23 protein-coding genes are annotated in these 22,073 nt (G+C 68.1%); 12 read left to right on the forward strand and 11 right to left on the reverse strand.

What is annotated here, in order from left to right; genetic code table 11:
• The first annotated feature begins 120 nt into the window (after window positions 1-120).
• Window positions 121-1,551, forward strand: a complete 1,431-nt coding sequence (locus tag J2Y42_RS02405; protein WP_309854679.1) for an MFS transporter — start codon at window positions 121-123, stop codon at window positions 1,549-1,551.
• Window positions 1,552-2,117: 566 nt separating this feature from the next.
• Here the strand turns inward: J2Y42_RS02405 and J2Y42_RS02410 are convergent.
• The 3 genes from J2Y42_RS02410 to J2Y42_RS02420 all read right to left on the reverse strand — a co-directional run bounded on the left by J2Y42_RS02410 (window position 2,118) and on the right by J2Y42_RS02420 (window position 4,060).
• Window positions 2,118-2,477 (reverse strand): cupin domain-containing protein, encoded by a 360-nt coding sequence (locus tag J2Y42_RS02410; protein WP_309854681.1) that lies wholly within the window; start codon window positions 2,475-2,477, stop codon window positions 2,118-2,120.
• Window positions 2,477-3,202 carry an alpha/beta hydrolase gene (locus tag J2Y42_RS02415; protein WP_309854682.1) on the reverse strand — a complete coding sequence of 242 codons (726 nt, stop codon included), beginning with the start codon at window positions 3,200-3,202 and terminating at the stop codon, window positions 2,477-2,479. Before J2Y42_RS02415 ends, J2Y42_RS02410 begins: the two co-directional genes overlap by 1 nt.
• 150 nt (window positions 3,203-3,352) lie before the next feature.
• Complete coding sequence (locus J2Y42_RS02420) at window positions 3,353-4,060, reverse strand: MarR family winged helix-turn-helix transcriptional regulator (RefSeq protein WP_309854684.1); 708 nt, start codon at window positions 4,058-4,060, stop codon at window positions 3,353-3,355.
• A 55-nt stretch (window positions 4,061-4,115) separates the two neighbouring features.
• On the opposite strand from J2Y42_RS02420, the gene J2Y42_RS02425 reads away from it, so the two are divergent.
• Together J2Y42_RS02425 and idi are read left to right on the forward strand one after the other, a co-directional pair.
• Complete coding sequence (locus J2Y42_RS02425; protein ID WP_309854686.1) at window positions 4,116-5,027, forward strand: MarR family winged helix-turn-helix transcriptional regulator; 912 nt, start codon at window positions 4,116-4,118, stop codon at window positions 5,025-5,027.
• A complete protein-coding gene (gene idi / locus J2Y42_RS02430) occupies window positions 5,024-5,575 on the forward strand; it encodes an isopentenyl-diphosphate Delta-isomerase (RefSeq protein ID WP_309854688.1) in 552 nt (183 codons plus the stop codon). The genes J2Y42_RS02425 and idi overlap by 4 nt, the downstream gene beginning before the upstream one ends.
• Window positions 5,576-5,660: 85 nt before the next feature.
• On the opposite strand, the gene J2Y42_RS02435 is transcribed toward idi, so the two are convergent.
• From J2Y42_RS02435 to J2Y42_RS02450, 4 genes are all read right to left on the reverse strand, one after another.
• The gene (locus J2Y42_RS02435; protein ID WP_309854690.1) at window positions 5,661-6,407 is read right to left on the reverse strand and encodes a glycoside hydrolase family 16 protein; all 747 of its coding nucleotides are present in this window, start codon (window positions 6,405-6,407) and stop codon (window positions 5,661-5,663) included.
• Window positions 6,408-6,417: 10 nt separating this feature from the next.
• Window positions 6,418-6,945, reverse strand: a complete 528-nt coding sequence (locus tag J2Y42_RS02440) for a hypothetical protein (RefSeq protein ID WP_309854692.1) — start codon at window positions 6,943-6,945, stop codon at window positions 6,418-6,420.
• A 26-nt stretch (window positions 6,946-6,971) separates the two neighbouring features.
• On the reverse strand, window positions 6,972-7,574 hold the full coding sequence (gene dcd / locus J2Y42_RS02445) for a dCTP deaminase (protein ID WP_018192463.1): 603 nt from the start codon (window positions 7,572-7,574) through the stop codon (window positions 6,972-6,974).
• 65 nt (window positions 7,575-7,639) lie between these two features.
• A complete protein-coding gene (locus J2Y42_RS02450; RefSeq protein WP_029042926.1) occupies window positions 7,640-7,906 on the reverse strand; it encodes a hypothetical protein in 267 nt (88 codons plus the stop codon).
• A gap of 142 nt (window positions 7,907-8,048) precedes the next feature.
• On the opposite strand from J2Y42_RS02450, the gene J2Y42_RS02455 reads away from it, so the two are divergent.
• Genes J2Y42_RS02455 through J2Y42_RS02465 form a run of 3 tightly spaced genes read left to right on the forward strand, consistent with a single transcriptional unit; the run spans window position 8,049 to window position 9,307 of the window.
• Window positions 8,049-8,447 carry a hypothetical protein gene (locus tag J2Y42_RS02455; RefSeq protein WP_309854696.1) on the forward strand — a complete coding sequence of 133 codons (399 nt, stop codon included), beginning with the start codon at window positions 8,049-8,051 and terminating at the stop codon, window positions 8,445-8,447.
• Window positions 8,448-8,464: 17 nt separating this feature from the next.
• Window positions 8,465-8,731: a hypothetical protein gene (locus J2Y42_RS02460; RefSeq protein ID WP_309854698.1), complete on the forward strand. Its 267-nt coding sequence runs from the start codon at window positions 8,465-8,467 to the stop codon at window positions 8,729-8,731.
• Between the two features lie 48 nt (window positions 8,732-8,779).
• On the forward strand, window positions 8,780-9,307 hold the full coding sequence (locus tag J2Y42_RS02465; protein ID WP_018192467.1) for a DUF1269 domain-containing protein: 528 nt from the start codon (window positions 8,780-8,782) through the stop codon (window positions 9,305-9,307).
• A gap of 18 nt (window positions 9,308-9,325) precedes the next feature.
• Here J2Y42_RS02465 and J2Y42_RS02470 read toward each other — a convergent pair whose 3' ends face one another.
• Window positions 9,326-11,089, reverse strand: coding sequence for a beta-propeller fold lactonase family protein (locus tag J2Y42_RS02470; protein WP_309854700.1), 1,764 nt, complete (start codon window positions 11,087-11,089; stop codon window positions 9,326-9,328).
• Between the two features lie 221 nt (window positions 11,090-11,310).
• Here J2Y42_RS02470 and J2Y42_RS02475 point away from each other — a divergent pair, with 221 nt between their 5' ends.
• Window positions 11,311-12,069, forward strand: a complete 759-nt coding sequence (locus J2Y42_RS02475; RefSeq protein ID WP_309854702.1) for a methyltransferase domain-containing protein — start codon at window positions 11,311-11,313, stop codon at window positions 12,067-12,069.
• A gap of 271 nt (window positions 12,070-12,340) precedes the next feature.
• Here J2Y42_RS02475 and J2Y42_RS02480 read toward each other — a convergent pair whose 3' ends face one another.
• Together J2Y42_RS02480 and J2Y42_RS02485 are read right to left on the reverse strand one after the other, a co-directional pair.
• Window positions 12,341-13,468 carry a site-specific integrase gene (locus tag J2Y42_RS02480; RefSeq protein WP_309854704.1) on the reverse strand — a complete coding sequence of 376 codons (1,128 nt, stop codon included), beginning with the start codon at window positions 13,466-13,468 and terminating at the stop codon, window positions 12,341-12,343.
• A 53-nt stretch (window positions 13,469-13,521) separates the two neighbouring features.
• Window positions 13,522-13,887: a hypothetical protein gene (locus J2Y42_RS02485; protein ID WP_309854706.1), complete on the reverse strand. Its 366-nt coding sequence runs from the start codon at window positions 13,885-13,887 to the stop codon at window positions 13,522-13,524.
• Between the two features lie 541 nt (window positions 13,888-14,428).
• On the opposite strand from J2Y42_RS02485, the gene J2Y42_RS02490 reads away from it, so the two are divergent.
• The 3 genes from J2Y42_RS02490 to J2Y42_RS02500 all read left to right on the forward strand — a co-directional run bounded on the left by J2Y42_RS02490 (window position 14,429) and on the right by J2Y42_RS02500 (window position 18,064).
• On the forward strand, window positions 14,429-15,280 hold the full coding sequence (locus J2Y42_RS02490) for an ArdC family protein (RefSeq protein WP_309854709.1): 852 nt from the start codon (window positions 14,429-14,431) through the stop codon (window positions 15,278-15,280).
• Window positions 15,281-15,607: 327 nt separating this feature from the next.
• Window positions 15,608-16,672 (forward strand): sodium:calcium antiporter, encoded by a 1,065-nt coding sequence (locus J2Y42_RS02495; protein WP_309854711.1) that lies wholly within the window; start codon window positions 15,608-15,610, stop codon window positions 16,670-16,672.
• A gap of 897 nt (window positions 16,673-17,569) precedes the next feature.
• Window positions 17,570-18,064 carry a MarR family transcriptional regulator gene (locus J2Y42_RS02500; RefSeq protein WP_309854713.1) on the forward strand — a complete coding sequence of 165 codons (495 nt, stop codon included), beginning with the start codon at window positions 17,570-17,572 and terminating at the stop codon, window positions 18,062-18,064.
• Window positions 18,065-18,114: 50 nt separating this feature from the next.
• On the opposite strand, the gene J2Y42_RS02505 is transcribed toward J2Y42_RS02500, so the two are convergent.
• Window positions 18,115-18,804, reverse strand: coding sequence for a flavin reductase family protein (locus J2Y42_RS02505; RefSeq protein WP_309854715.1), 690 nt, complete (start codon window positions 18,802-18,804; stop codon window positions 18,115-18,117).
• Between the two features lie 700 nt (window positions 18,805-19,504).
• Between J2Y42_RS02505 and J2Y42_RS02510 the strand changes: the two genes are divergently transcribed.
• Complete coding sequence (locus J2Y42_RS02510) at window positions 19,505-20,272, forward strand: glucose 1-dehydrogenase (RefSeq protein ID WP_309854716.1); 768 nt, start codon at window positions 19,505-19,507, stop codon at window positions 20,270-20,272.
• Window positions 20,269-22,071 carry a glycoside hydrolase family 15 protein gene (locus tag J2Y42_RS02515; protein ID WP_309854718.1) on the forward strand — a complete coding sequence of 601 codons (1,803 nt, stop codon included), beginning with the start codon at window positions 20,269-20,271 and terminating at the stop codon, window positions 22,069-22,071. The genes J2Y42_RS02510 and J2Y42_RS02515 overlap by 4 nt, the downstream gene beginning before the upstream one ends.
• Window positions 22,072-22,073: the final 2 nt, after the last annotated feature.

Here is a 22,073-nt window from a genome sequence, read left to right on the forward strand (position 1 = left end):
GTCACGATACCGGTGGCCCAGCGGTCGGCTGAATCCGTGCGGCCACCCAAAAGGCCACCCGTGCGGTCGCGGAGCCGCGCCGTTCACCGGCCGTTCCCCGCCACGCCCTACGCTGTGGCTATGACAGGTGCCGAACCCCGCGGCGTCGACGGCGACGCCCTGGTGACGACCACGAGCCCGCTCTTCGCCGACAGCGCGACCGACCGCCGCATCCCCCGCGGGTGGGTGGTCGCCTGGGCGGCCTGGGACTGGGGCGGAGCCGCCTTCAACGCGGTCATCACCACCTTCGTGTTCACCGTCTACCTGACCAGCAGCCTCTTCGTCTCGCCGTCGATCGTGGCGGCGCGGGATGCCGAGACGAGCGGTTCAGGACCGGCGCACGCTGCCTACGACGCCGCTGTCGCCGTGCTGTCGAGCGGACTGGCGTGGGGCGTCGGAATCGCCGGCGCGGTCGTCGCCCTGCTCGCTCCCGTGCTCGGCCAGCGCACCGACGGATCGGGACGCCGCAAACTGTGGCTGGGGGTCAACACCGGCGTCGTGGTGCTGGTCACCGCATCCATGTTCTTCGTCGTCGGCGAACCGTCGTACTTCCTGCTCGGTGTCGCACTCGTCGCGATCGGGACGGTGTTCTACGAGATCGCGACCGTCAACTACAACGCGATGCTCGTGCAGGTGTCGACGCCGAAGACGGTCGGGCGCGTCAGCGGGTTCGGCTGGGGCGCCGGGTATCTGGGCGGCATCGTCCTGCTCCTCATCGTGTACTTCGGAATGGTGACGGGCTCGGGCGGGCTGCTGCACGTTCCGACCGAGGACGGCCTCAACATCCGCATCATCGCGCTGATCGCGGCGGCGTGGACGCTGATCTTCTCGCTCCCCGTGCTGTTCGTCGTGCCGGAGATCCCGCCGAACGCGCGCACCCCGCGAGTCGGCTTCTTCCGGTCGTACGCGGTGCTCGTGCGCGACATCGGCAAGCTCTGGACGGAGAGCCGCAACACGGTCCTCTTCCTGATCGCGTCCGCCCTGTTCCGCGACGGCCTGGTCGGGGTGTTCACGTTCGGCGGCATCCTCGCGCAGGGCACCTTCGGGTTCACCAGCGGCCAGGTCATCATCTTCGCCATCGCGGCCAACGTCGTCGCCGGCGTCAGCACGCTGCTCTCGGGGCGGCTGGACGACCGATTCGGGCCCAAGTCGGTCATCGTGACGTCGCTGATCGGATTGATCGTCGCCGGCCTGGCGGTGTTCTTCACGCACGACCTCGGCGCCGCTGCGTTCTGGGTCGGCGGCCTCGTGCTCTGCCTCTTCGTCGGGCCGGCGCAGTCGGCCAGCCGCACCTTCCTCGCACGGGTGACGCCGGCCGGGCGCGAGGGTGAGGTGTTCGGGCTGTACGCGACGACCGGTCGCGCGGTGTCGTTCCTGGCGCCGACTCTGTTCGCGGTGTTCGTGGCGGTCGGCGGGGCGCAGTACTGGGGCATCCTCGCGATCGTGCTCGTGCTGGCGGCGGGGCTCGCGCTGCTCCTCCCCGTGCGGGCGCCGCGCCGGTCGGCCGCCTGAGTCCTGCGTCGCGTGTGCGTCGCCCGCTTCCGTAGGTATGAAACGTTCGAAACTCCGACGCACCGCGGTGCGGATGGAGAGTCGGGGCGATTCGGGTGGAATCTCCGACCGGGCGCATCCACGTGCTGGGCGAGCCGACCGGACGGCGGCCAGCGACGGAGACTGCGGCGCTTCCGTAGGTATGAAACGTTCGAAACTCCGACGCACCGCGGCGCGGATGGAGATGCAGGGCGAATCGGGCGGAATCTCCGACCGGACGCATCCACCCGCCGGCTGAGCGGGCCGGCCGCCCGCCCGCGCGCGACGGAGACTGCGGCGCTTCCGTAGGCATGAAACGTTCGAAACTCCGACGCACCGCGGTGCGGATGGAGTTGCGGGGCGGTTCGGGCGGAATCTCCGACCGGGCGCATCCACCCGCCGGGCGGGCCGGCGACAGCTGGGCGGGCGGGCCAGCCAGCGTCGGAGGCTGCGGCGCTTGCGTAGGTGTGAAAAGTTCGAAACTCCGACGCACCGCGGTGCGGATGGAGATACGGAGCGGGACCGGCGGGATCTCCGGCGGGGGCGGCTCAGCCCGTGACGGGAGAGCCCTCGTCGACGAAGACCGCGAGCGGCTCCCCCACCTCGACGATGTACGTCGAGAGCATCTCGCCCGTGCTCGGCCCCACATCCAGCGCATTGTGCGGCGTGCCGGGCGGGATGAGGAACCCGTCGCCCGCGTTCAGGTGCAGGGTCGGCCTGGCGTCGATGCGCATCTCGACCGACCCGGCGAGGATGTAGCCGACCTCCTCACCCGGATGGATGTGCCAGCCCGATTCCACGCCCACCGGGATCTCGGTGAGCACCTGCACGATCTCGCGCCCGGGGATCGAGGACGGCTCATGCTGCACCTCGGTCCGCCGGAGCTTGCCGGCGAGCGCATCCGACATCAGGAGACCGCTTTGAGCGCGCGGAGGATGTGGTCGGTCACGGCGCGCGGCTGCGAGATCATGATCACGTGCGAGCCCTCCAGCTCGATCGCGTCGGCGCCCGCCCGCTCGGCCATGGAGCGGATCACGTCCGCGCCGGCCGCCTTATCGCCCGAGGCCACGACCGCCCAGGACGGAAGCGTCTTCCATGCCGGCGATCCGGTCTTCTCGGCGAAAGCGGCCGCTGCGACGGGCCGCTGCGACGCCCCGAGCACGGCGGACTGGTCCGGCGGCAGGTCGCTGGCGAACGCCTCGTGGAACCGCGCAGGGTCGACGTACAGCTCCGGCGCCGGCTCGCCGTCGGTGGGATACGTCGCCGGCTTGAGCGCCGAATTCAGCACGCTGTCCGTCGAGCCGGCCTCGACATCGCCGAGCGCCTCCCCCTCGTCCGGCGCGAACGCGGCAACGTAGACCAGGCCGCGCACGTTGGCGAGGCCGGTCGTGGCGTTCGTGATGACAGCGCCGCCGTACGAATGGCCGACGGCCAGCACCGGGCCCTCGATCTGCTCGATCACGCTGCGGACGTAGGCCGCGTCGGCGGCCAGACCGCGCAGCGGGTTCGCGGGCGCCTGCACTTTCACGCCTTCGGCGAGCAGCAGTTCGACCACCCCCGCCCAGCTGCCGGCATCGGCGAAGGCGCCGTGCACCAGCACGACGGTGGGGGAGGAAGCGGCGCTATCGGTCATCGGAGGTCTCGTCTCTGGGTTCCCCGACCGCTCGACGACCATCGTCAGCGAAGCGAGGAGAGGCGGTCCATGCGACCGGGTGCGCCGTCGCCCGCGAGCCGGGAGGGCCCCAGGATAGGGAGCGGGCCGGGCGGCGGCAAGAGGGTCCGGTCAGCTCTCAGACTCGGTCTCGCCGGGGCGCGGCCACGCCCGGACGAAGCGGTCGAACAGCTCGGCGAAGGTGCGCGCCTCCTCGGGCGTGAACGCCGACAGCGCGGCCTCCACCGCGGACCGGCGGTGCGACCGCAGCTCGGTCAGCTGCGCCTTGCCCGAGGTGGTCAGCTGGATGAGCGCGCGCCGGGCGTCGGACGGGTCCGGCACCCGACGAACGAGGCCCCGCTCCACTCCCTCCTGCACCAAGCGGCTCGCGCGCGGCTGGTCGACACCGATCGCCCCGGCCACCCCGCTCACCGACAGGTTGCGACCCTCGGCCTCTGCCGCCTCCAGCGCCTCGAGCATCCGCACGCGGGCGATGCGGCCGAGGGAGCCGTCGCGGCCCCGGCGCCCGGGTCCGGGACGCGCGGAGTCGCCGAAGGGGGCGCCGCCCGGCACGCCGGAACCACTCGGCGCCGCGTCCGCCGCGCCTGCCCCCGGTGCAAATGGCCCGACCCCGAACGGACCGGCGCCGAACGATCCTCCGCCCCAGTGGCCGCCGCGACCGCCGTGGTGGCCGTGGCCGTGGCCGTGGGGCATGCCTTCGGCCCACGGCGGGCGCCTGCGCGACTGGTCGCGGCGCACCGCGAGTAGCGCGTTCTCGACCAGGGCGACGATGTCCGCCTCTGGCGGAATCGACTGATCCTCTTGACGTCCATCGCTCATGCATGTAACTATACATTTACTTGTAACAGTACATACATCGAAAGGAGAGTCCACGATGGAGAACATCGACGACTCCGCACAGACACCACCAGCACAGACGCCGCCCGGATACTGGTTCGGCGTGATCGAAGGCCGACTGCACGACCGCATGCGCGACGCGCTGGCCGACCTGGGACTCCGCCGCGGAAGCTGGCGCATCCTGCACACCCTCGCCGACGGTCCAGCGACGCCGGACGAGCTCGCTGCCCGGATGCCGCACGGCGCCCGAGGCGGCCGACCGGAGAAGCCCGGTGACCGCGCGCACGGTCGCGGCTTCGGCCATGGCCACGGGTTCCACCCGGGATGGCGCGGCCAGGAGCCGCGCGACGAACGCCCGGCCGCCCCCTCCCCCGAACACGGCGACCAGCACCACCACCACGGCGACGAGCACCAGCACCACGGCGACGAGCATCACCACCACGGCGGCCACGACCACCCGAACGCCTTCGAGCGCGGCTACGAACGCGGCTTCGATCGCGGCTTCGCCTTCGGCACCGCCCGCACGGGGCTCCCGTTCGCGGCCCCCTACCCGCCCCACGCCGGCGGCCCCTTCCCCGGCGGATACCCGTTCCCGGGTCCCGCTCGCGACTTCGGCGGCCCGTGGGGCCACCGCCACCACCCGTTCGACCGCGATCGCCGCGGAGGACGCCGAGGCGCCCACCGCATCCACCGCGCCCTCGCCGAGTTCGTCGAGCGCGGCTGGGTCTGGTTCGACGGCGACCGAGCAACGCTGACCGACGAGGGACGCGCGGCTCACGACGAGGCCTTCACCCGTGTCCAGGCCGTGCGGGCCGAGCTCGCGAACGGCATCTCGGAGCAGGACTACGCCACCACGATGAGCACGCTCGAGACGATGGCACGCAACCTCGGCTGGCAGCCCGGACGTCCGGCGGAGTCGCAGGATGGCGCGCCTAGTATGGACGCATGACGCCACCCCGCGAAGAGGTCGTGCTGCTCGCCGAGGACGGCACGCCCATCGGCACGGCGGATAAGGCGACGGTGCACACGGAGTCCACTCCCCTGCACCTCGCCTTCTCGTGCCACCTCTTCGATGGGGAGGGTCGCATCCTGGTCACCCGCCGCGCTCTGACGAAGAAGACGTGGCCCGGGGTCTGGACCAACTCGTTCTGCGGGCACCCCGGCCCGGGTGAGGCGATCGAGGATGCGGTCGTCCGGCGCGCGGAGCACGAGCTCGGTGCCCGCATCGACAACCTGACGATCGCGCTGCCGGACTTCCGCTACCGCGCGGTGGATGCGGCCGGCATCGTCGAGTACGAAGTGTGCCCGGTGTACACGGCCACCATCGTCGGCGAGCTCTCCCCGGCCGCGAGCGAGGTGGCCGAGTGGGCCTGGGCGGATCCGCGTTCGCTGCTCTCGGCCGTCGACGAGACGCCGTGGGCGTTCAGCCCCTGGCTGACCCTGCAGCTCCCGGCGCTGTACGCCGACCAGAGTCTCGAAGCTTCGGGTCAGCTGTGAGTCCTGCTCATATTTTCCACCTGTGAAATTGACTGTGGATAACTAGCTGGTCGTATGCCCGGACGGGCATCCCTGCCGGCACGAATCAGTTCGCCCACACCCGGTCGACGGACAGTGTCGGCACGAACACCCCGCCGCCCGCGCGGTCGTCCGGCCACTCCGGGAAGTCGAACACCGCGAGCATGAGCTGCAGCGGATACTGCGGGGGCGCATCGAGCATCCGTACCACTCGGCCGTCCACCCGGAAGGTCGCCTCGTCCCCGTCCCAGTGCGCCTCGTACGCATGCGGCTCGGTCACGTCGATTGGCAGTCGGATGCGCTCGAAATCCTCGGCGAGGCGCGGGTCGCGGAACGCGTGGAAACCCATCCCGACCAGCGCTTCGTCCTCCTCGACGTCGCGGCCGAACACCTCCATCACGCAGAGTTCGCCGCTGCGCTCCGGTTCGTCCTCGAAGCCGACCAGCCAGAGCGACGCCATCGACCGCGGACCGAGGTAGAGGGAGGCGCGCATGCCGACCGTCCCGCGGTCGACCAGGCAGCCTCGGAACTCCTCCTGCTCCTCTCGCACCCGCAGCCCCTCACGGAACGGCTGCTGGCCGACGGTCGAGCCGACCGGTCCGGAGAAGTTGCCCGTCTGCATCCCCGAGACCCGCAGCGGGGGCTGGTGCTCGTCCGGGCACCACAATCCCTGCTCCGGCGGGATGCTGAGCTCCAGGCGGGAGTCGTGGATCAGGTAGCTCGCGCGCGTCTCGGCGAGCGAGCTCCACGCGGGCAGGTAGTGCGGAAGCCAGACCGAGCGGTCGAGCTGCGGCGCGTCGAAGTCGTCGAACACCGCTCCGACCTCATCCCGTGCGGGTGGCGTCGATGTGCTGCTCGAGCCACCAGGTGCGGCCCTCGTCGTCGGAGACCCACCCGTCCCATTCGAACGAATCGTCGGTGATGTTGGAGAAGTTCCAGCGGATGGGGCGCCCGTCGGTCTGGGTGCCGTCCTGCCGGATGCCGTCGCGACGGTAGGGCGTCGCGACGAGGGTGCAGAAGTCGCCGGCCGCCGCCCCGAACCAGCTGACCCGCCAGGCGCCCAGGGCCGTGTCGTACACACGGACGGTCGAGCCACGGCCGCGGGTGCCCTCCGGATCTGTCTCGTCGCGGATGACGAGGACGTCCTGCACCGCCCGGCCGCCGAGCGTGTAGGCGAAGATCCACTCGTTGGTGGACTCGCTCCACACGCCGGTCTGCTCGTCGAGCAGCCGGACGTCGGCGGTCCAGCTGCCGACCAGCCGGCCGAACAGGTGCATCCGCTGCGGGTTCTCCGGCATCGGGCCCGAACTGATCAGGGCCCGTGCGAAGGCCGCGTCGGTGGTCTCGCTCATGGTGCCCCTCTCGATCGGCGTGCGGGTCAGGCGGGACGACCCGCCTCGGTGGTGGAGACGTCGGTGCGGTGGAAGTTGAGGTACGACCGGGACGCCGTCGGCCCGCGCTGGCCCTGATAACGGGACGAGTACTCCGCCGATCCATACGGCCGCTCGGCGGCGGACGACAGGCGGAAAAAGCACATCTGGCCGATCTTCATGCCCGGCCACAGCTTGATCGGGAGCGTCGCGACGTTGCTGAGCTCCAGCGTCACGTGACCCGAGAAACCGGGGTCGATGAACCCGGCGGTGGAGTGGGTCAGCAGTCCCAGCCGGCCGAGCGAGCTCTTGCCCTCCAGGCGCGCCGCGACGTCGTCGGGGAGGCTCACCAGTTCGAACGTCGACCCGAGCACGAACTCGCCGGGGTGCAGAATGAACGGCTGGTCCGCATCCACCTCGACGAACCGCGTCAGCTCCGGCTGGTCTTCTGCCGGGTCGATGAAGGGGTACTTGTGGTTGTCGAACAGCCGGAAGAACCGGTCGAGCCGCACGTCGATGCTGGAGGGCTGGACCATCTCCGCCTCGAACGGCTCCAGAGAGATCCGCCCGGCACCCAGCTCGGCCTTGATGTCGCGATCGGAGAGAAGCACGTGGCCAGCCTATCGGGTGGGCGTGGTCGCGCACCCGTCGTTGTCGGCCGTCTCTTCTGGTGCGCTCAGTCTCGGCGAAATCCCTGGGTCGCGTCGTCGTAGGTGGTGTGCGGGCGCTTGATCGGCCCCTGCACGGGCGGCGGGACATCGGCCCGCGCGAGGGCGTGGAGCACCAGCTCCTCGACCATCTTCGCTGCGGTCGTGTGCCGATGCTGCGCGATGCGGACCAGGGCGGCGTACTCCGGTTCGCCGAGATGGATCTTCAACGGCATCCCACCCGGAACGCAGCCGGGACCGAGTGTGGTGGGCGCCGTGATGTCGGCTTCACTCATGGCGGAAGTGTGAACCTCCCGGGCCTCCCGCGGCTAGACATCAATCTGCCGTCGATTCACACGGGTCCGGCGAAGTGGTGCATAGCCAGAAGCACTCCCGGGGGCGCACCATTCCGCCAACAGGATCACTGGGAGGTGCGAGATGTCGGACGCCAGAACAACCGGCTGGGTCGGTTGGGCCTATTTCGCGGCGGTCATGCTCTTCATCGGGGCGGCGATCGACCTGTTCTACGGGATCATGGCGATCATCGGCCCCAACACGGCCTACTTCGTCGGCTCCGGAGGCGGCGTTGCGTCGTTCAATGTGGCGGCGTGGGGGTGGTGGACGTTGATCGTCGGCGTGCTGCTGCTGCTCGCCGGTGTCTTCCTGCTCCAGGGAGCCACCTGGGCACGCGTCGTCGTCGTGATCATCGCCGCGATCAGCGCCGTGTCGCATGTGATGTCGCTGCCTGCGCAGCCGTGGTGGTCGATCATCGCGATCGCCCTCGACGTGCTCGTGATCTACGCGGTCACGGTGCACGGGCGCGAATTGCGCCGTTAGCCGCCCGGAGGTGTCGCGTGAGCGCTGAGACGTACCGAGCCCTCTTCCTGCACCCGGACGAGGATGAGGACGACTTCAGCGCTCAGCTCCCTGTGGTCAGTTCCGCTCCGCCCGCGCTGATCCGGGCCGCTACGACCTACGCGGGCGCCCAGGCGATCGCGGTCTACCGGCTGGCGGAGGCGAGCGCGTGGCCGGAGGCGGCGGCCTTCCTCTACGAGAAGACCGTGCCGGGCACGGTGCCGGACGGCGAGAAGCTCGAGCAGGTCCAGACCCCGGACGACTGAGTGTCGGATGGACGACTGAGTGTCGGAGAAACGGAAAGGTGAACGGAAATGACCGATCAACCGTATGTGGCGATCGCCGCCCAGTACGCGAGCGAGGACGAGGCGGTGGCGGACTTCGACCGCCTCCACGCCCACTACAAGGAGCGCGGACATCACGCCTCCTTCGACGCGGCGGTGGTGGTGCGCGACAAGGAGGGCAAGGTCTCCATCCCGAAGCGGGACGACGGCGGAAAGCACCACGGCGGCCGGAAGGGCCTGGCCATCGGGCTCGCCGGCGGCCTGGTCGTCGCGCTGTTCCCGGCCGTCGCGCTCGGGGGCGCGCTCCTCGTGGGCGGCGGTTCGGGGGCGGGCATCGGCGCGCTCGCCGGCCACATCTCCAAGAAGTCGTCCGCGCAAGACCTCAAGGCGATCAGCGAGACCCTGCACGCGGGGAGCTCCGGCATCGTGGTCGTCGTCGATCCCAGCGAGGCGGGTGAGATCGAACGACTGCTGACCAATGCGACCGGGATCACCAAGAGGGAGATCGCCGTCGACGAGGAGAAGCTGGAGAACGAGGTGCAGGACGCGGCGGACTGACGGTCCGCCTGCGCGCGGTCAGACGTTCCGGCGGCGGCGTCGCGCGACCCCGGCGAGAATACCCGACGCGATCAGACCGAGCGCGAGGGACAGCGGGCCCGTGACGCTGGCCGCGGTGAGGTCGCTGCCGGTGTCGGCCAGCGTGCTCTGCGCATCCATCACAGCGGAGCCGCTTGTCGATGTCGGCGGGGTGCTGGCGGCCGGGGTGCTGCCGACCGGCGTGGCGACGGCAGCGAACGTGACCTCGGCGACGTTGGACGGCGCGCTTGCTCCTGCGCTGTTGAGTGCGAACACGCGGTAGCGGTAGGTGTGGCCGGCGATGACCGCGGTGTCCGTGAAGGTGACGGCGGCCGACTGGGTGTCGCCGATGAGGGTGGTGAACGCGGCGCCGTCGGTGCTGCGCTCGATGCGGTAACCGCTGACAGCATCCCCGCCGTCGGACGTGGGTGCGGTCCAGCTGAGCTCGGCGGTGGCGCCGGCGGCCGTCGCGGTCAGGTCGAGGGGAGCGTCGGCCGGCAGCGCGGCGATGACGAGCGTGTACGACTGCGTGGCCGTCGCCGGTATGCCGCTGACGGTGCTGCTCGCGGCGAGGGTGAACGTGTACGAGCCCGCGGCGGTCGGCGTGCCGGTCACGGTGCCGCCGACCAGCGACAGTCCGGGCGGCAGCGCTCCCGCACTCACGGAGAGCGTCGGCGCCGGGGAGCCGGTCGTCGCGATCGCGGTGGAGTAGGCCGAACCGATCGTGCCGCCCGGGACGGTCGTCGTGGTGATCGCGGGGAACGTGTCGATTCCCATCACGGAGACGGTGTCCGATGTGGTGTTCGCGACGTAGGCGAAGGCGCCGTCCGGCGAGATGGTGAAACTGCGCGGCGTCACGCCGACCGGGATCGTGGAGACGACCGCGTTCGTCGCCGTGTCGATCACCGACACCGCGTTCGCGGTCGAGTCGGTCACGTAGAGCCGCGTTCCGTCGGGAGTGAGGGCGACGTCGTACGCGCCGGGACCGGCGGGGATGGCGGCCGTGACGGTCCCCGTGGCGGTGTCGACCACCCGGACGAGGCCCACGTTGGCGCTCGCCACGTAGAGGGTGCTGCCGTCGACCGAGATCGCGAAGCCGGTCGCGGCATCCGCGAACGCGCCGATCGCGACGGTTCCGGTCACCGTGTTCGTCGCCGCGCTGACGATGGAGATGTCGTGAGACGAGGGAGCGGTGTGCGAGACGTAGAGCCGGCTCCCGTCGGGCGACACGATCATCGACCGCGGCCCCGGCGCATCCACGATGCTGGTGACGAGCGTGTTGGTGGCGGTGTCGACGACCGACACCGCGGTCGACCCGTTTCCGCTGGAGTTGCTGACATACACGCGGGAGCCGTCCGGCGAGATCGCGATTCCCGCAGGCGACGACCCGACCGGGACGGACGCGACGGCCGCCCGCGTCGCCGTATCGACGACGACGAGGACGTTCGCGGGGTTCGTCGACACGACGTACAGGCGTGAGCCGTCGGGCGAGATCGCGAGCCCGATCGGACCAGCGACCGGAATCGTCCCGAGCACCGTCCGCGTGGCGGTGTCGACGACGGACACCGTCCCGGCGTTCGTGTCGGACACGTACAGCCGCGAGCCGTCGGGCGAGACGACCACGGTCGGTGTGGCCGACGACGTCGTCGAGGCGACCGGGATCGTGCTCACCACCGAGTCCGCCGCCGCTGCGATCGGCACGCCGACGCTCAACGTCACGGCGCCGACGACCACGGCGACAGTGGCGCCCCAGCGCGCAGACACGGCCCGACCATCCATCTTGCGAGAGCGCACGCTCTTCCCCTCCGCCACGGAGCCGCGACGTCGTTGCGGATGCGATTCGACGTGCCGGTCCCAGGCGAGTCTTTCGGATGCTGTCGTCAGAACGCAACGGCACGGCGGAGCTTTCACCCAACGGTCACCCTGCCCTCACCCCGGCTGTCGTCCGGGACCTGTCGATGGATCCGCCGTGGCATGATCCTCGTATGCCGGAACCGACCTTCGAGGAGCTCATCGCCCTCGGCGAGAGCGTCGACGTCACCGGATGGGACTTCTCGTGGCTCGACGGGCGTGCGACCGAGGAGCGGCCTCCCTGGGGTTACGCCCGCCGGCTCGCGGAACGGCTGGCCGACGCGCGGGCGTCCCTCGACATCCAGACCGGGGGCGGAGAAGTGCTGGCGCAGGCGGGTACGTTTCCGCCGACGGCCGTCGCCACGGAGTCGTGGCCGCCTAACGTCATCAAGGCGACGCGCCTGCTGCATCCCCTCGGCGTCGTCGTCGTGCACGACGCCGATGAGCCACCGCTTCCCTTCGCGGACGACGCGTTCGATCTGGTCACCAGCCGCCACCCCGCCACGATCTGGTGGGAGGAGATCGCCCGGGTGCTCGCGCCGGGCGGCACCTACTTCGCGCAACACGTCGGCCCGGCCAGCGCCTTCGAACTCATCGAGTTCTTCCTCGGCCCCCTGCCCGACGCGCGCCGCGGGCGTCACCCGGACGACGAGACGGCGGCCGCGCGGCGTGCCGGCCTCGAGATCATCGACCTGCAGACAGCGCGCACACGCATCGAAATCTTCGACATCGCCGCGGTCGTCTACCTGCTGCGGAAGGTCATCTGGTGGGTGCCCGGCTTCACCGTCGACGCCTATCGGGACCGATTGCGCGAGCTCGATGAGCTGATCCGGCGCGACGGCGTGTTCGTCACGTACTCGAGCCGGCACCTCATCGAGGCGCGCAAGGTGTGAGGCGACGCGGGAGGGGTTTGGCCGGGTTTGGCCAAAAACCGTCGACCGGGTAGTCTGGGCGGCAGCCTGACATCCCAGTGATTTACTGGGATTCGCGGGCCGCGCGAGTGTAGTTCAATGGTAGAACCTCAGCTTCTGCCACTCGAGATATCAGAGAGCCACACTCGGCCTCCTAAGCCCCGTTGATCGGGGCTTTTCCTACTATCGGCGTACCCGTGCGATCTCCGCGACACACCGTGGATCACGACCAAAGCGGTGAGTAAACGATGAGCTACGCGAGCGCGGGGCCGGAGTCGCCGCGAACGTTGAATCGTTCGAGAACCGCGGTCGAGTCGGGCACCTGCACTACCCGCGGGAGGTAGGACTGCTCCGTCGTCGCGTACGTCGAGTGGCCCAGCTGGTGCTGTGCGCGCTCGAGGCCGACGGCGTCACGAAGCGCGGTCGCCACGGTGGACCTGAACTCCTTCGGGACTCGCCCTTCAAATCGAGTTCCCTTCAAGGCGGTGTGCCACTGGAGACGGAAATTGTCCGGGATTCGTGGCGTGAGAGTTGAGGACGGGAAGACCAGTTCCGAATACGATTCGACCCTCCGGCGCAGGAGCATCTTGCCGACAAAGGGCGGGAGAAACAGCCGACGTCCGCCTCCGGTTTTGGTCTTGTTCTGAACGGTCCAGCGGCCTTCGCGGTTCTTCGCCATCGTCCGACGGATGTCGACCGTGAACGGCTGGATGGTGAAGTCGACGTCCTCCCACATCAGGGCGAATACCTCGCCTGGCCGGCAACCGGTGCCGAGGAAGAAGTCCACCGGATCCGCCAGGTCAGTGCCTCGGCGCCGGCCGGATGCATCAAGGCTTGAATCCCACCTGGCGAGGATCTCGCGCAGCTCGGCGACATCCTCGAGCGAGAAGGTAGCGACCTGGTGATCCGGCTCCTCGACGGGTGCGACCGATTTCATCGGGTTGGCTTCGATGGCATCGTGGCGAGCAGCCATCGCGAACATGCCCGTCAGCAGCACCACGGCAATACTGGCGTTTGAGTAGCCGTTAAGCCGGGTGGTCTGCTTGATAAACCGGTCGAGCTTAGAGACGGATGCCTCTCGGATCATCCAGCCGCCGAGATTCGGGATGACGTACTTGTCCAGCACGGTTTCGTATCGACGAAGCGTGCCGTTGGAGCGAGACGTGTGGCTGAACTCGTCCCACCACGCGATCGCGAGGTCTGCGAGCCGGGTGTCCGGTCCGAGTTCGCCGTCGCCGAGCGGCCTGATGCGATCGCGCATCGCCTCGCGGAGGAGCGCCTCCGCCTTCTGCTTGGTGCGGCCGATTCTTTCGATCTGCCGAGTGCGGCCGTCGACGTCACGGTAGCGGGCGCGGGCGGCCCAGCGGCCTTGCTCGAGCATGCGGGTGGAGACAGTTCCCCAGGTCTCGGAGACGAGCGGAGGGCGAGACATGATCATCGACCCCCGTTCTCGATGCGCGAGTCGGCGAGCGTCGCTCCGCTTGTGCGGGTCTCGGGCGCAAGTGTGGGAAATGGCGATCCGTCGGGGTCGGCGGAATCTCGCTCGGGACTGCGCGTGGCCCTCATGATACGCGTGGCGCGCTGTCCCAGGCGAGCGCCATCGAGTCGCATGAACGGCACGGCCGCCGCCTCGGCGGTCAGTGCGGCGAGCCGGCCGATGAGCGTGTGGGGGTCAGCAGCGATGGCCCACCCGTCCGCCGCGTACCGGGCCACGGTCTCTACGCATTCCTTCTTCTCCTCCGCCGTCGGGAACACGGACCCGACCACTCCCATCAATCCGCCCTGCAGTTCCGGACCCATGTTGCTCGCATCTATGACGAATACCCGCATCACAATCACTCCCCTGTCGATCGTTTTTGTTTGCCTTCCGGCGGAGAGATCGATTGCGAGTGGGAGGGGCGGGAGTGCCGGGACCGTGGAATACCGGAGGGAGCGCAGCGAGTGAGGATATGCCGCGAAAGCCCGGCACGGGAGCGCCGGGAACGAGCTACGATCGGCAGCCGGAAAGACAAACAAGACCGGCAAGGACTGCGCCGCCGCAGGCGGCTCCACCAACCAGCACGCGCCCACCTAAGCCCCCACGCCCACCGGATCAATTGATCGCACTGGTCTGGGCCTGTTGTGGTCCTGGTGCGCAGGGCAGTGCCTTCAACTGCGCTGTGGGCTGTCCGACCGTTCATCGTAGGTCGCTGACGCACCTTGCCGTTCCAACCGCGCTCTGACGCGCCCTCCGGGCTTATCTCGCCAGAGCGCGGTTGGCACTCACGGTGCTCCCGCTCCCACCGATTCCCTCTATCGAACAACCCACACCAAACAGGTTGACCACCAGGGAGCGAAGATCATGACCAAACCGGAGGGGCGCACCGCAGCACAGCGGAAAGCGCAGGCCGAAGACTTACACGCTTCGATCGTTGAGCAGGTTCAGCACCTCGCGGACAGCGGGCAATTGCGCCGATTCCTCGACATCGCGCGCTCCTTCCACACCCACAGCCTGAACAACCTCCTCCTGATCCTCGCGCAGAACCCGGAAGCGACCATGGTCGCCGGGTTCCGGCAATGGCAGGCCAAAGGGCGCCAAGTCCGCAAAGGCGAGCACGCGATCAAGATCTTCGGCTACAACTTCAAGGCGATCCGCAACACAGACCTCGAGAGTGACGCCGACCCGGAAGAGCACACCGTGCACTACTTCCCCGTGCTGTCGGTGTTCGACATCTCACAAACCGACACGGTGGAGGGCATGACGGTGCCAGAGAGCCCGGTCCAACAGCTCAACGGCAAGCATGACCACGGCGTTATCCCCCCACTCACCGTGCACCTCGAGGCGCTCGGATGGACTATCGCACGCGAGGCGCTTACCCACGCCAACGGGTTCACCGACCCCGAGCAGCAGACCGTTGCCCTGCGGTGCGATCTCGCGCCAGAGCAGGCAGCGAAGACCCTCATCCACGAGGCGGCACACATCGAACTCGGCCACATGGACGACCTCGAGGAGTACCGCCAGCACCGGGGCCGGATGGAAGTGGAAGCCGAATCCGTTGCGTACATCGTCGCCGGCCTGGCCGGCTTCGACACCAGCGCGTACAGCATCGGCTACATCACCGGATGGGCCGACGAAGACGTTCAGCTAATCCGCACCACCGCATCCCGCGTGCTTGAGGCCGCGCACGCCATCACAGAATTCATCTGCGCGTGAGGCTCGCCTGCGAGTGCGCCTAATACCCCTTCCCGTGTAGTTGAATGCACGACCCACGGCGCTGGACGCTCGATCGCCTGAGGTGTCGGTCCTTCGACGCCTGCTCGGGTGCGTGCGAGAGCCGGACCGAACTTCGCACATCATCAAGACGCAAGGGACCGCAAGGGATACCACGGTTGCGTACACGCAACTACCCGAGGGGATCAAGGCCGTTCACCAGAAGACCCCACAGACGTAGCGTGCGGACGTGGATTCGCGAGAGAGGACGCTCATGCACGACAAAGTGGGCGCTCGGTTCGATCGCGCGGTTGTCGCGGCGGTAGAGCGATGACCGGGTGGCCGATGTGGCTTCTGGTCCTGATTTTCGTGGTGGCGGCCGCGGTCGTTTGGGTGGCTGGCATCCAGCTTTCCCGGACCACCGACGTGCTGGACTCGCGCCTGCATATCGGCAGTGCACTCGGCGGCCTCATCATCCTAGCCGTCGCGACGAACCTGCCCGAGATCGCGATCACCGTCAGCGCCGCACTTTCCGGTGACCTCTCCGTAGCTCTCGGCAATATCCTCGGCGGGATCGCACTACAAACAGTGGTCCTCGTGATCCTCGACGCGTGGGGAAAGCGCGGCAAGAACGTCCCCCCACTCACGTATCGGGCGGCATCCCTAGTGCTGGTATTGGAAGCGGTAGTCGTCGTCGCTGTCCTCGCCATCGTGATGGCAGGCAGCCAACTGCCCGCCTTGGTGCTCCTGCGCCTGTCACCGGATGTTGTTCTGATCGCCGTCGTCTGGGTGATCGGACTTCTGCTGGTCAAGCATGCCGGGTCGTCCCTGCCCTGGGAAAGCAAGGGAAACGCGCCGGACGCGTCGCCACATGCGGCGGGGCATCGGCGCAGCAAACCGGAATCGCCCCACCAGCAGTGGAGCACAGGACGTGTGTGGCTAGTTTTCGGCATCTCCGCCCTCGCCACCCTTGCTGCCGGCGTCATTCTCGAAGTCAGCGGAGACGCCGCCTCCAAACAGATCGGCCTATCCGGGGTATTGTTCGGAGCCACCGTCCTGGCACTCGCAACCTCCCTTCCCGAAATCTCCACCGGCCTGCAAGCGGTCAAACAAGGTGACGATAACCTCGCCATGAGCGACATCTTTGGCGGCAACGCGTTCCTGCCGGTACTGTTCCTGGTCGCCACTCTCATCTCCGGGCGAGCGGTGCTCCCTCACGCGAACGCCAGCGACGTGTACCTGACTGCCCTCGCCGCACTGCTCACCCTGATCTACTGCGTCGGGTTGGTGTTCCAGCCGACTAAACGCGTGCTGGGCATGGGAATTGACTCGGCCACAGTTTTGCTGATCTACCTTCTCGGGGTCGCAGGACTCTTCGCGGTCACAGCAGCCTAGGCTCCCAAAAACGACGGACACGGCGACAAAAAACGTTGCGGAGACCCAGCCGCACAGACCGCTCACGTGCAACGGTGGACGCGCCCAGCCGCAGTCGGCGCCCTCCATCCCCACACCCCAGTAACGGAGCAATAGTCACCCGGCCCCAACGGTGGGACAATTGCGCTATCGCAAGTAAGGAGGCGGTGACCATGCTTCAGCATGAACGCGACGAACTCGAAGGCCACTACACACAGGCAGACCCTGAAGCACCGGAGCAGCGGCAGGTGCATGGGCAATACACGGAGCACGGCGGAATCGGACCAGACGCGGATGTAGCCGGAACATATGTCGGAGCTGACCACGACGGCGAGGAGCCCCTGGTCCGCAGCACCCACCAGCGCGGGGGCAACTACCCGAAAGCGGACCACAACAGACAAGGGAGAGCCCGCGGACGCGCAAACTCGGGATCACCCGATCCGCCTGAACAATGAGCTGGCGCCCGTAGCCGCCCGGCGCGGTCGCGACACCCCCCTCCGCAGTGCTAGTCGTGAGAGGCCGAAGGGTCGTTGTTGGGGGTTCGCCGTCGCTCCTCGAAGCTTGTTAAGGCCTGGGCAGGGATCCTCACCTCGCCCCGGTATACAACTGTCCGGAGTTCGCCATCTCTGATGGCGTGATGGATCTCCAGTTCAGGGATACCTAAGTGCAGCGCAGCAACGGCGGGCAAGAAGAAGTCCGGGTCTTCCACGGTTCGAAACCGTAGCAGCGCCGGACCTCCGGCAGGTGGCATGTGCTCCGCATCGCGCGTCGGTGTCGAGCGACTCCACCGGGCAACCGCAGCCATGAGGTCCCACCCGCGAGCTCACCGCCTGCCACGTCCACGCGCGGGCAAATGATTTTCGGGCTAGAACTGAGAGGGTGAATGCCCAGAATGTGGAAATGCAGGATGTGAATGCTGCGCTGATCGCGGCGGACGTGATGATGGGCGTCGCAGCGCGATCGGTGGCGGAGGTGGAGGATATCGTCACGTCGCCGCAATTGCGGGTGCTGGTGACGATCGCGACCCGGGGCTCACAGAATCTCGGCGAGATCGCCGCTGAGCTCGGCGTTCACGCTTCCAATGCCACGCGCACCAGCGAGAAGCTGGTTCACGCCGGACTGATCGCACGGGCCGAGGATCCGGCCGACCGGCGTTTCGTTCGCCTGACACTGACTCCTCAAGGCGCCGCACTTGTCGACCAGGTGATCGAGCACCGTCGCGCGGCGCTGGCGGAGGTCTTGGCAGCGATGGAACCCGAGGAGCGAGCGCGCGCGGCCGAGGGCTTTCGCGCCTTCGCCCGTGCCGCCGGGGGGCGACACGGCGACGACGGACGCTTTACTCTGATGCGTCCCGTCCTCAGCGGCGATGCGTAGCCCAGCCCGGCTGCCCCGCTCGTCTCCGGGCACCGCGTCTATGTGAACGGTTAGCTAGCCGCGCCACAGCGGCGACATCCGCCGGGCACCTCCCCCACCGCACCACAATCTGGGCAAATCAGGGCAAGCCAACATGCCGGGTCGCCGCCCTCCGACTCAACCGCGCCGACCATGTTGTTGCCCTCTTCTGCAGGATCCGGAACGACGGCGCCTCGTACGCCCACCGGTTCGCCGAGCTCGAAATAGGTCCGGAAGCTATAGACCATCGGCCGCCATGCCAGCGGGTCGATTCGGTCATCCTCACCGATAATGCTCCGGTCGGCGTGCACCCGGACAACCTCGGCCTCGGCGATCGCGTAGTCACCGCTCACCCCTGGCGTCACCCGCCGCACTTCCGCCTCAAGCTGCAGCAAACATTCACGCACCCGCGGCGGCTCGACAAGGTCAGAAGTTTGCGACGTCAGGCCAGCCGCCGCAAACTTGTCGGCACAGTATAAGTACCGCCCGAGCTTCCCCTCCGGCACCTCCGACCTCCCCGTCAGGTCAGCGATCCGCTCGACCGCAGACCATAGCGCCGGCGACGGGAAGTTCACCGTCAGCTGCGGACGATCGAGAATGTTGGCGAGAGTCTGACCGTCGGTCTCTAAACCCAGAGCTAGGATCCGTCCGAGCGCCCAGTACGAGGAAGCCGGGGCAAGGTTGGCGGTGCCGTCGCCGTTACTCGAAGCCAGAAGCAGCACGGGGGTGCCCGCGTAGAGATTCGCAGGCCTAACCACCTGATGCCCCCGACCCTGACCTCGGCCCCGTGGGCCGGTCGAATCAAGAACGTTCATCATCGGTCCATCCGCGTGCTCTTCATGTCCCACATCGCTTCCATTGCGCAATCGCAAACGTCGCGTAACAATCATCCTAGCGATAAGAACCACGCCGGTCCGCTCGGGGAGATGCCGAATGGCCGATGTCAGGATGCAGGCCCACTCGCCAGGGCAGCCCGGCACGCAGGAGTGGCTTGATTCCGGATAGGGCTAGTCGGCCGCCGCCGGCCGACGGGCTTCGTCTGCACAGAAACTCAGGCGCGTTCCCCCGGCTAAGCCACCGGCTGGGTGTACCCAACCGGTGCGGGCGGGGAGGGGAACCCCCCAACCCCCTCCCCGCACCGTCCGTCACGACGCGGTCGACGCAGCTGTCACGGCTAGGCGCGCCCGGAAGCGTCGACTGAGGGACACCGAGGGTTCAAACCGTCTCAGCCGTCGCTAATCGGCTCAATCTCCGTCGGGCCGGCGGGGACACTCTCCATCAGGTCACACCTCCTCATACCGGTTCCCCGTCGCCACTCGCCATCGGACCCGCGTCAGCGGCGGTCCGCTTTGTGCTGTCACAAAAACAGTTGCATTTGCGCAAACGAATGGTTCAATGGGCGGCGGACCAAGGAGGAACACTGTGGACTTGAGCGGCAAAAGCGTCGTCGTAACCGGCGGCAACAGCGGAATCGGCGCCGCAATCGTACGGTGCCTGGCCGCGGCGGGAGCCGCCGTGGTCATCGACTACGTGGCCCGCCCGGAGGACACCGCGGACCTGGTCACAGAAATCACCGCCGCGGGAGGACGCGCCGTCGGCGTCGAGGCCGACGTCAGCTCCCCGGCAGATATCGACAAGCTCATCCGGACCGCCGTCGACGAGTTCGGGAGCCTGGACGCATTCGTCAACAACGCCGGCATCGAAAAGCGGCACAGCCTTCTGGAGGTCACCGAGGATGCCTTCGAGGAGGTGATGGCCGTCGATCTCAAGAGCGCGGTCTTCGGCACCCAGCGGGCAGCGAAGCAGTTCATCGAGCAGGGCTCAGGCGGCATCGTCGTGAACGTGTCGTCGGTGCACGAGGACTGGCCGATGCCCGGCAACCTCAGCTACTGCGTGGCGAAAGGCGGGATGCGGATGCTGACCCGCACCGCTGGAGTGGAGCTCGGCCCGCACGGCGTGCGTGTGGTCAACGTGGCGCCCGGCGCGGTGAACACGCCGATCAACACCGCCACCATGAAGGACGACTCGCTCCGCCAGAAATTGGAGAACAGCATCCCGCTACGCACGGTGGCGGACCCCGCGCAGATCGGTGACGTCGTTGCCTTCGTGATCTCCGGCGGCGGCTCGTACCTCACGGCCACCACCGTTTTTGTGGATGGCGGCATCATGCACGGAAGTGTGGGCCTGTGAGCGCACCGCGCATCGAGGACTATGCGATGGTCGGCGACCTGCACACGGCGGCGATGGTGTCGGTTACCGGGTCGATCGATTGGCTGTGTCTGCCCCGTTTCGACTCCGCCGCCTGCTTCGCGGCCCTCCTTGACACCGAGGCTGCCGGACGGTGGCGAATCGCACCCGCCGGCAGCGGTCGTTGCACGCGTCGCCGCTACCGCGGCGACACCCTGGTCCTGGAGACCGAGTGGGAGACCGCCGACGGGGTCGCCCGCATCATCGATTTCATGCCGGTGCGTGACCGGGCGGCCGACCTCGTACGAATCGTCGAGGGCGTCTCCGGGACAGTGGCGATGCAGTTCGAGCTGATACTGCGGTTCGACTACGGGCATGTCGTTCCCTGGGTGACGAAAGCGGAACGCGGGGTCCGAGCGGTCGCCGGGCCGGACGCTGTGCTGATCTCCTCAGACGTGCCCCTGGGCGGCCGCGACTTCCGCACCGTCGCCGACTTCACCGTCAACCCGGGCGACCGCGTCGCATTCACGCTCACCTGGTACCCCAGCCACGAGGAGGAACCGGAGCCGACGGATGCCGAGACGGCGTTGGCCGCGACGGAGTTGTTCTGGACGCGCTGGAGCAGTGAGAGCAACGCGTACGGCGCGCATCGCGACGCCATCCAACGCTCGCTGATCACCCTCAAGGCGCTGACCTACCTCCCGACCGGCGGCATCGTGGCCGCGCCGACCACCTCCCTGCCGGAGCAGCCCGGCGGGCCACGCAACTGGGACTACCGTTTCTGCTGGCTGCGCGATGCGACCCTCGCCCTGCAGTCGCTTCTGACCGCCGGCTACACCGACGAGGCCAGTTCGTGGCGCAACTGGTTGGTCCGCGCCGTCGCCGGCGACCCGGCAGACCTGCGCATCATGTACGGACTCGACGGCCGGCGCCGTCTCCCAGAACAGACACTGGACTGGCTGGCCGGGTTCGATCATTCCGCGCCCGTCCGTGTCGGCAACGCCGCCGCGGAACAGCTGCAACTCGATGTCTGGGGCGAAGTTCTTGACGGCCTCTCCCTCACCCGCACCACCATCGGCGCAGGCGAGGACGCGTGGGACGTCCAGCGGGCCCTCGTCAGCCATCTGGCTGAGCACTGGCAAGAGCCGGACAACGGGCTGTGGGAGATGCGCGGCCCACGCCGCCATTTCACCCATTCCAAAGTCATGGCATGGGTCGCCGTCGACCGCATGATCGACGGCGCCCACCAATTCAACCTTCCCGGCCCGGTACGCCAGTGGGAGCGGCTGCGGGCGAAAATCCGCCGCGACATCCTGGAAAACGGCTTCGACCCGAAGCGGAACACGTTCGTACAGGCCTACGGGTCGAACGATCTGGATGCCTCCCTGCTGCTGATCCCCCGGGTCGGGTTCCTCCCACCCGACGACCCACGAGTCGTCGGCACAATCGAAGCCATCGAGAAAGACCTCACCGACGACGGGCTGGTGCTGCGCTACCGCCCCCAAGCCAGCGACGACGGTCTCCCGGGCGGGGAGGGTGTCTTCCTCGCCTGCTCATTCTGGCTGGTGGACGCGCTCATCGGAGCCGGCCGAAGAGACGACGCCGAAGCCTTGTTCCAGCGACTGCTGGATCTGCGCAACGACGTCGGTCTGCTCAGCGAGGAATGGGACCCGCACGCTGCCCGGCAACTGGGAAACATGCCCCAGGCGTACAGCCACTTCGCGCTCGTACGCAGCGCCTTCCACTTGCTCTCCGGAACCACGACCACCACCCAAGACCGCATCCCGATCGGCAAGGAGTGACC

Source organism: Leifsonia sp. 1010 (genome assembly GCF_031455295.1).
Classification (GTDB): domain Bacteria; phylum Actinomycetota; class Actinomycetes; order Actinomycetales; family Microbacteriaceae; genus Leifsonia.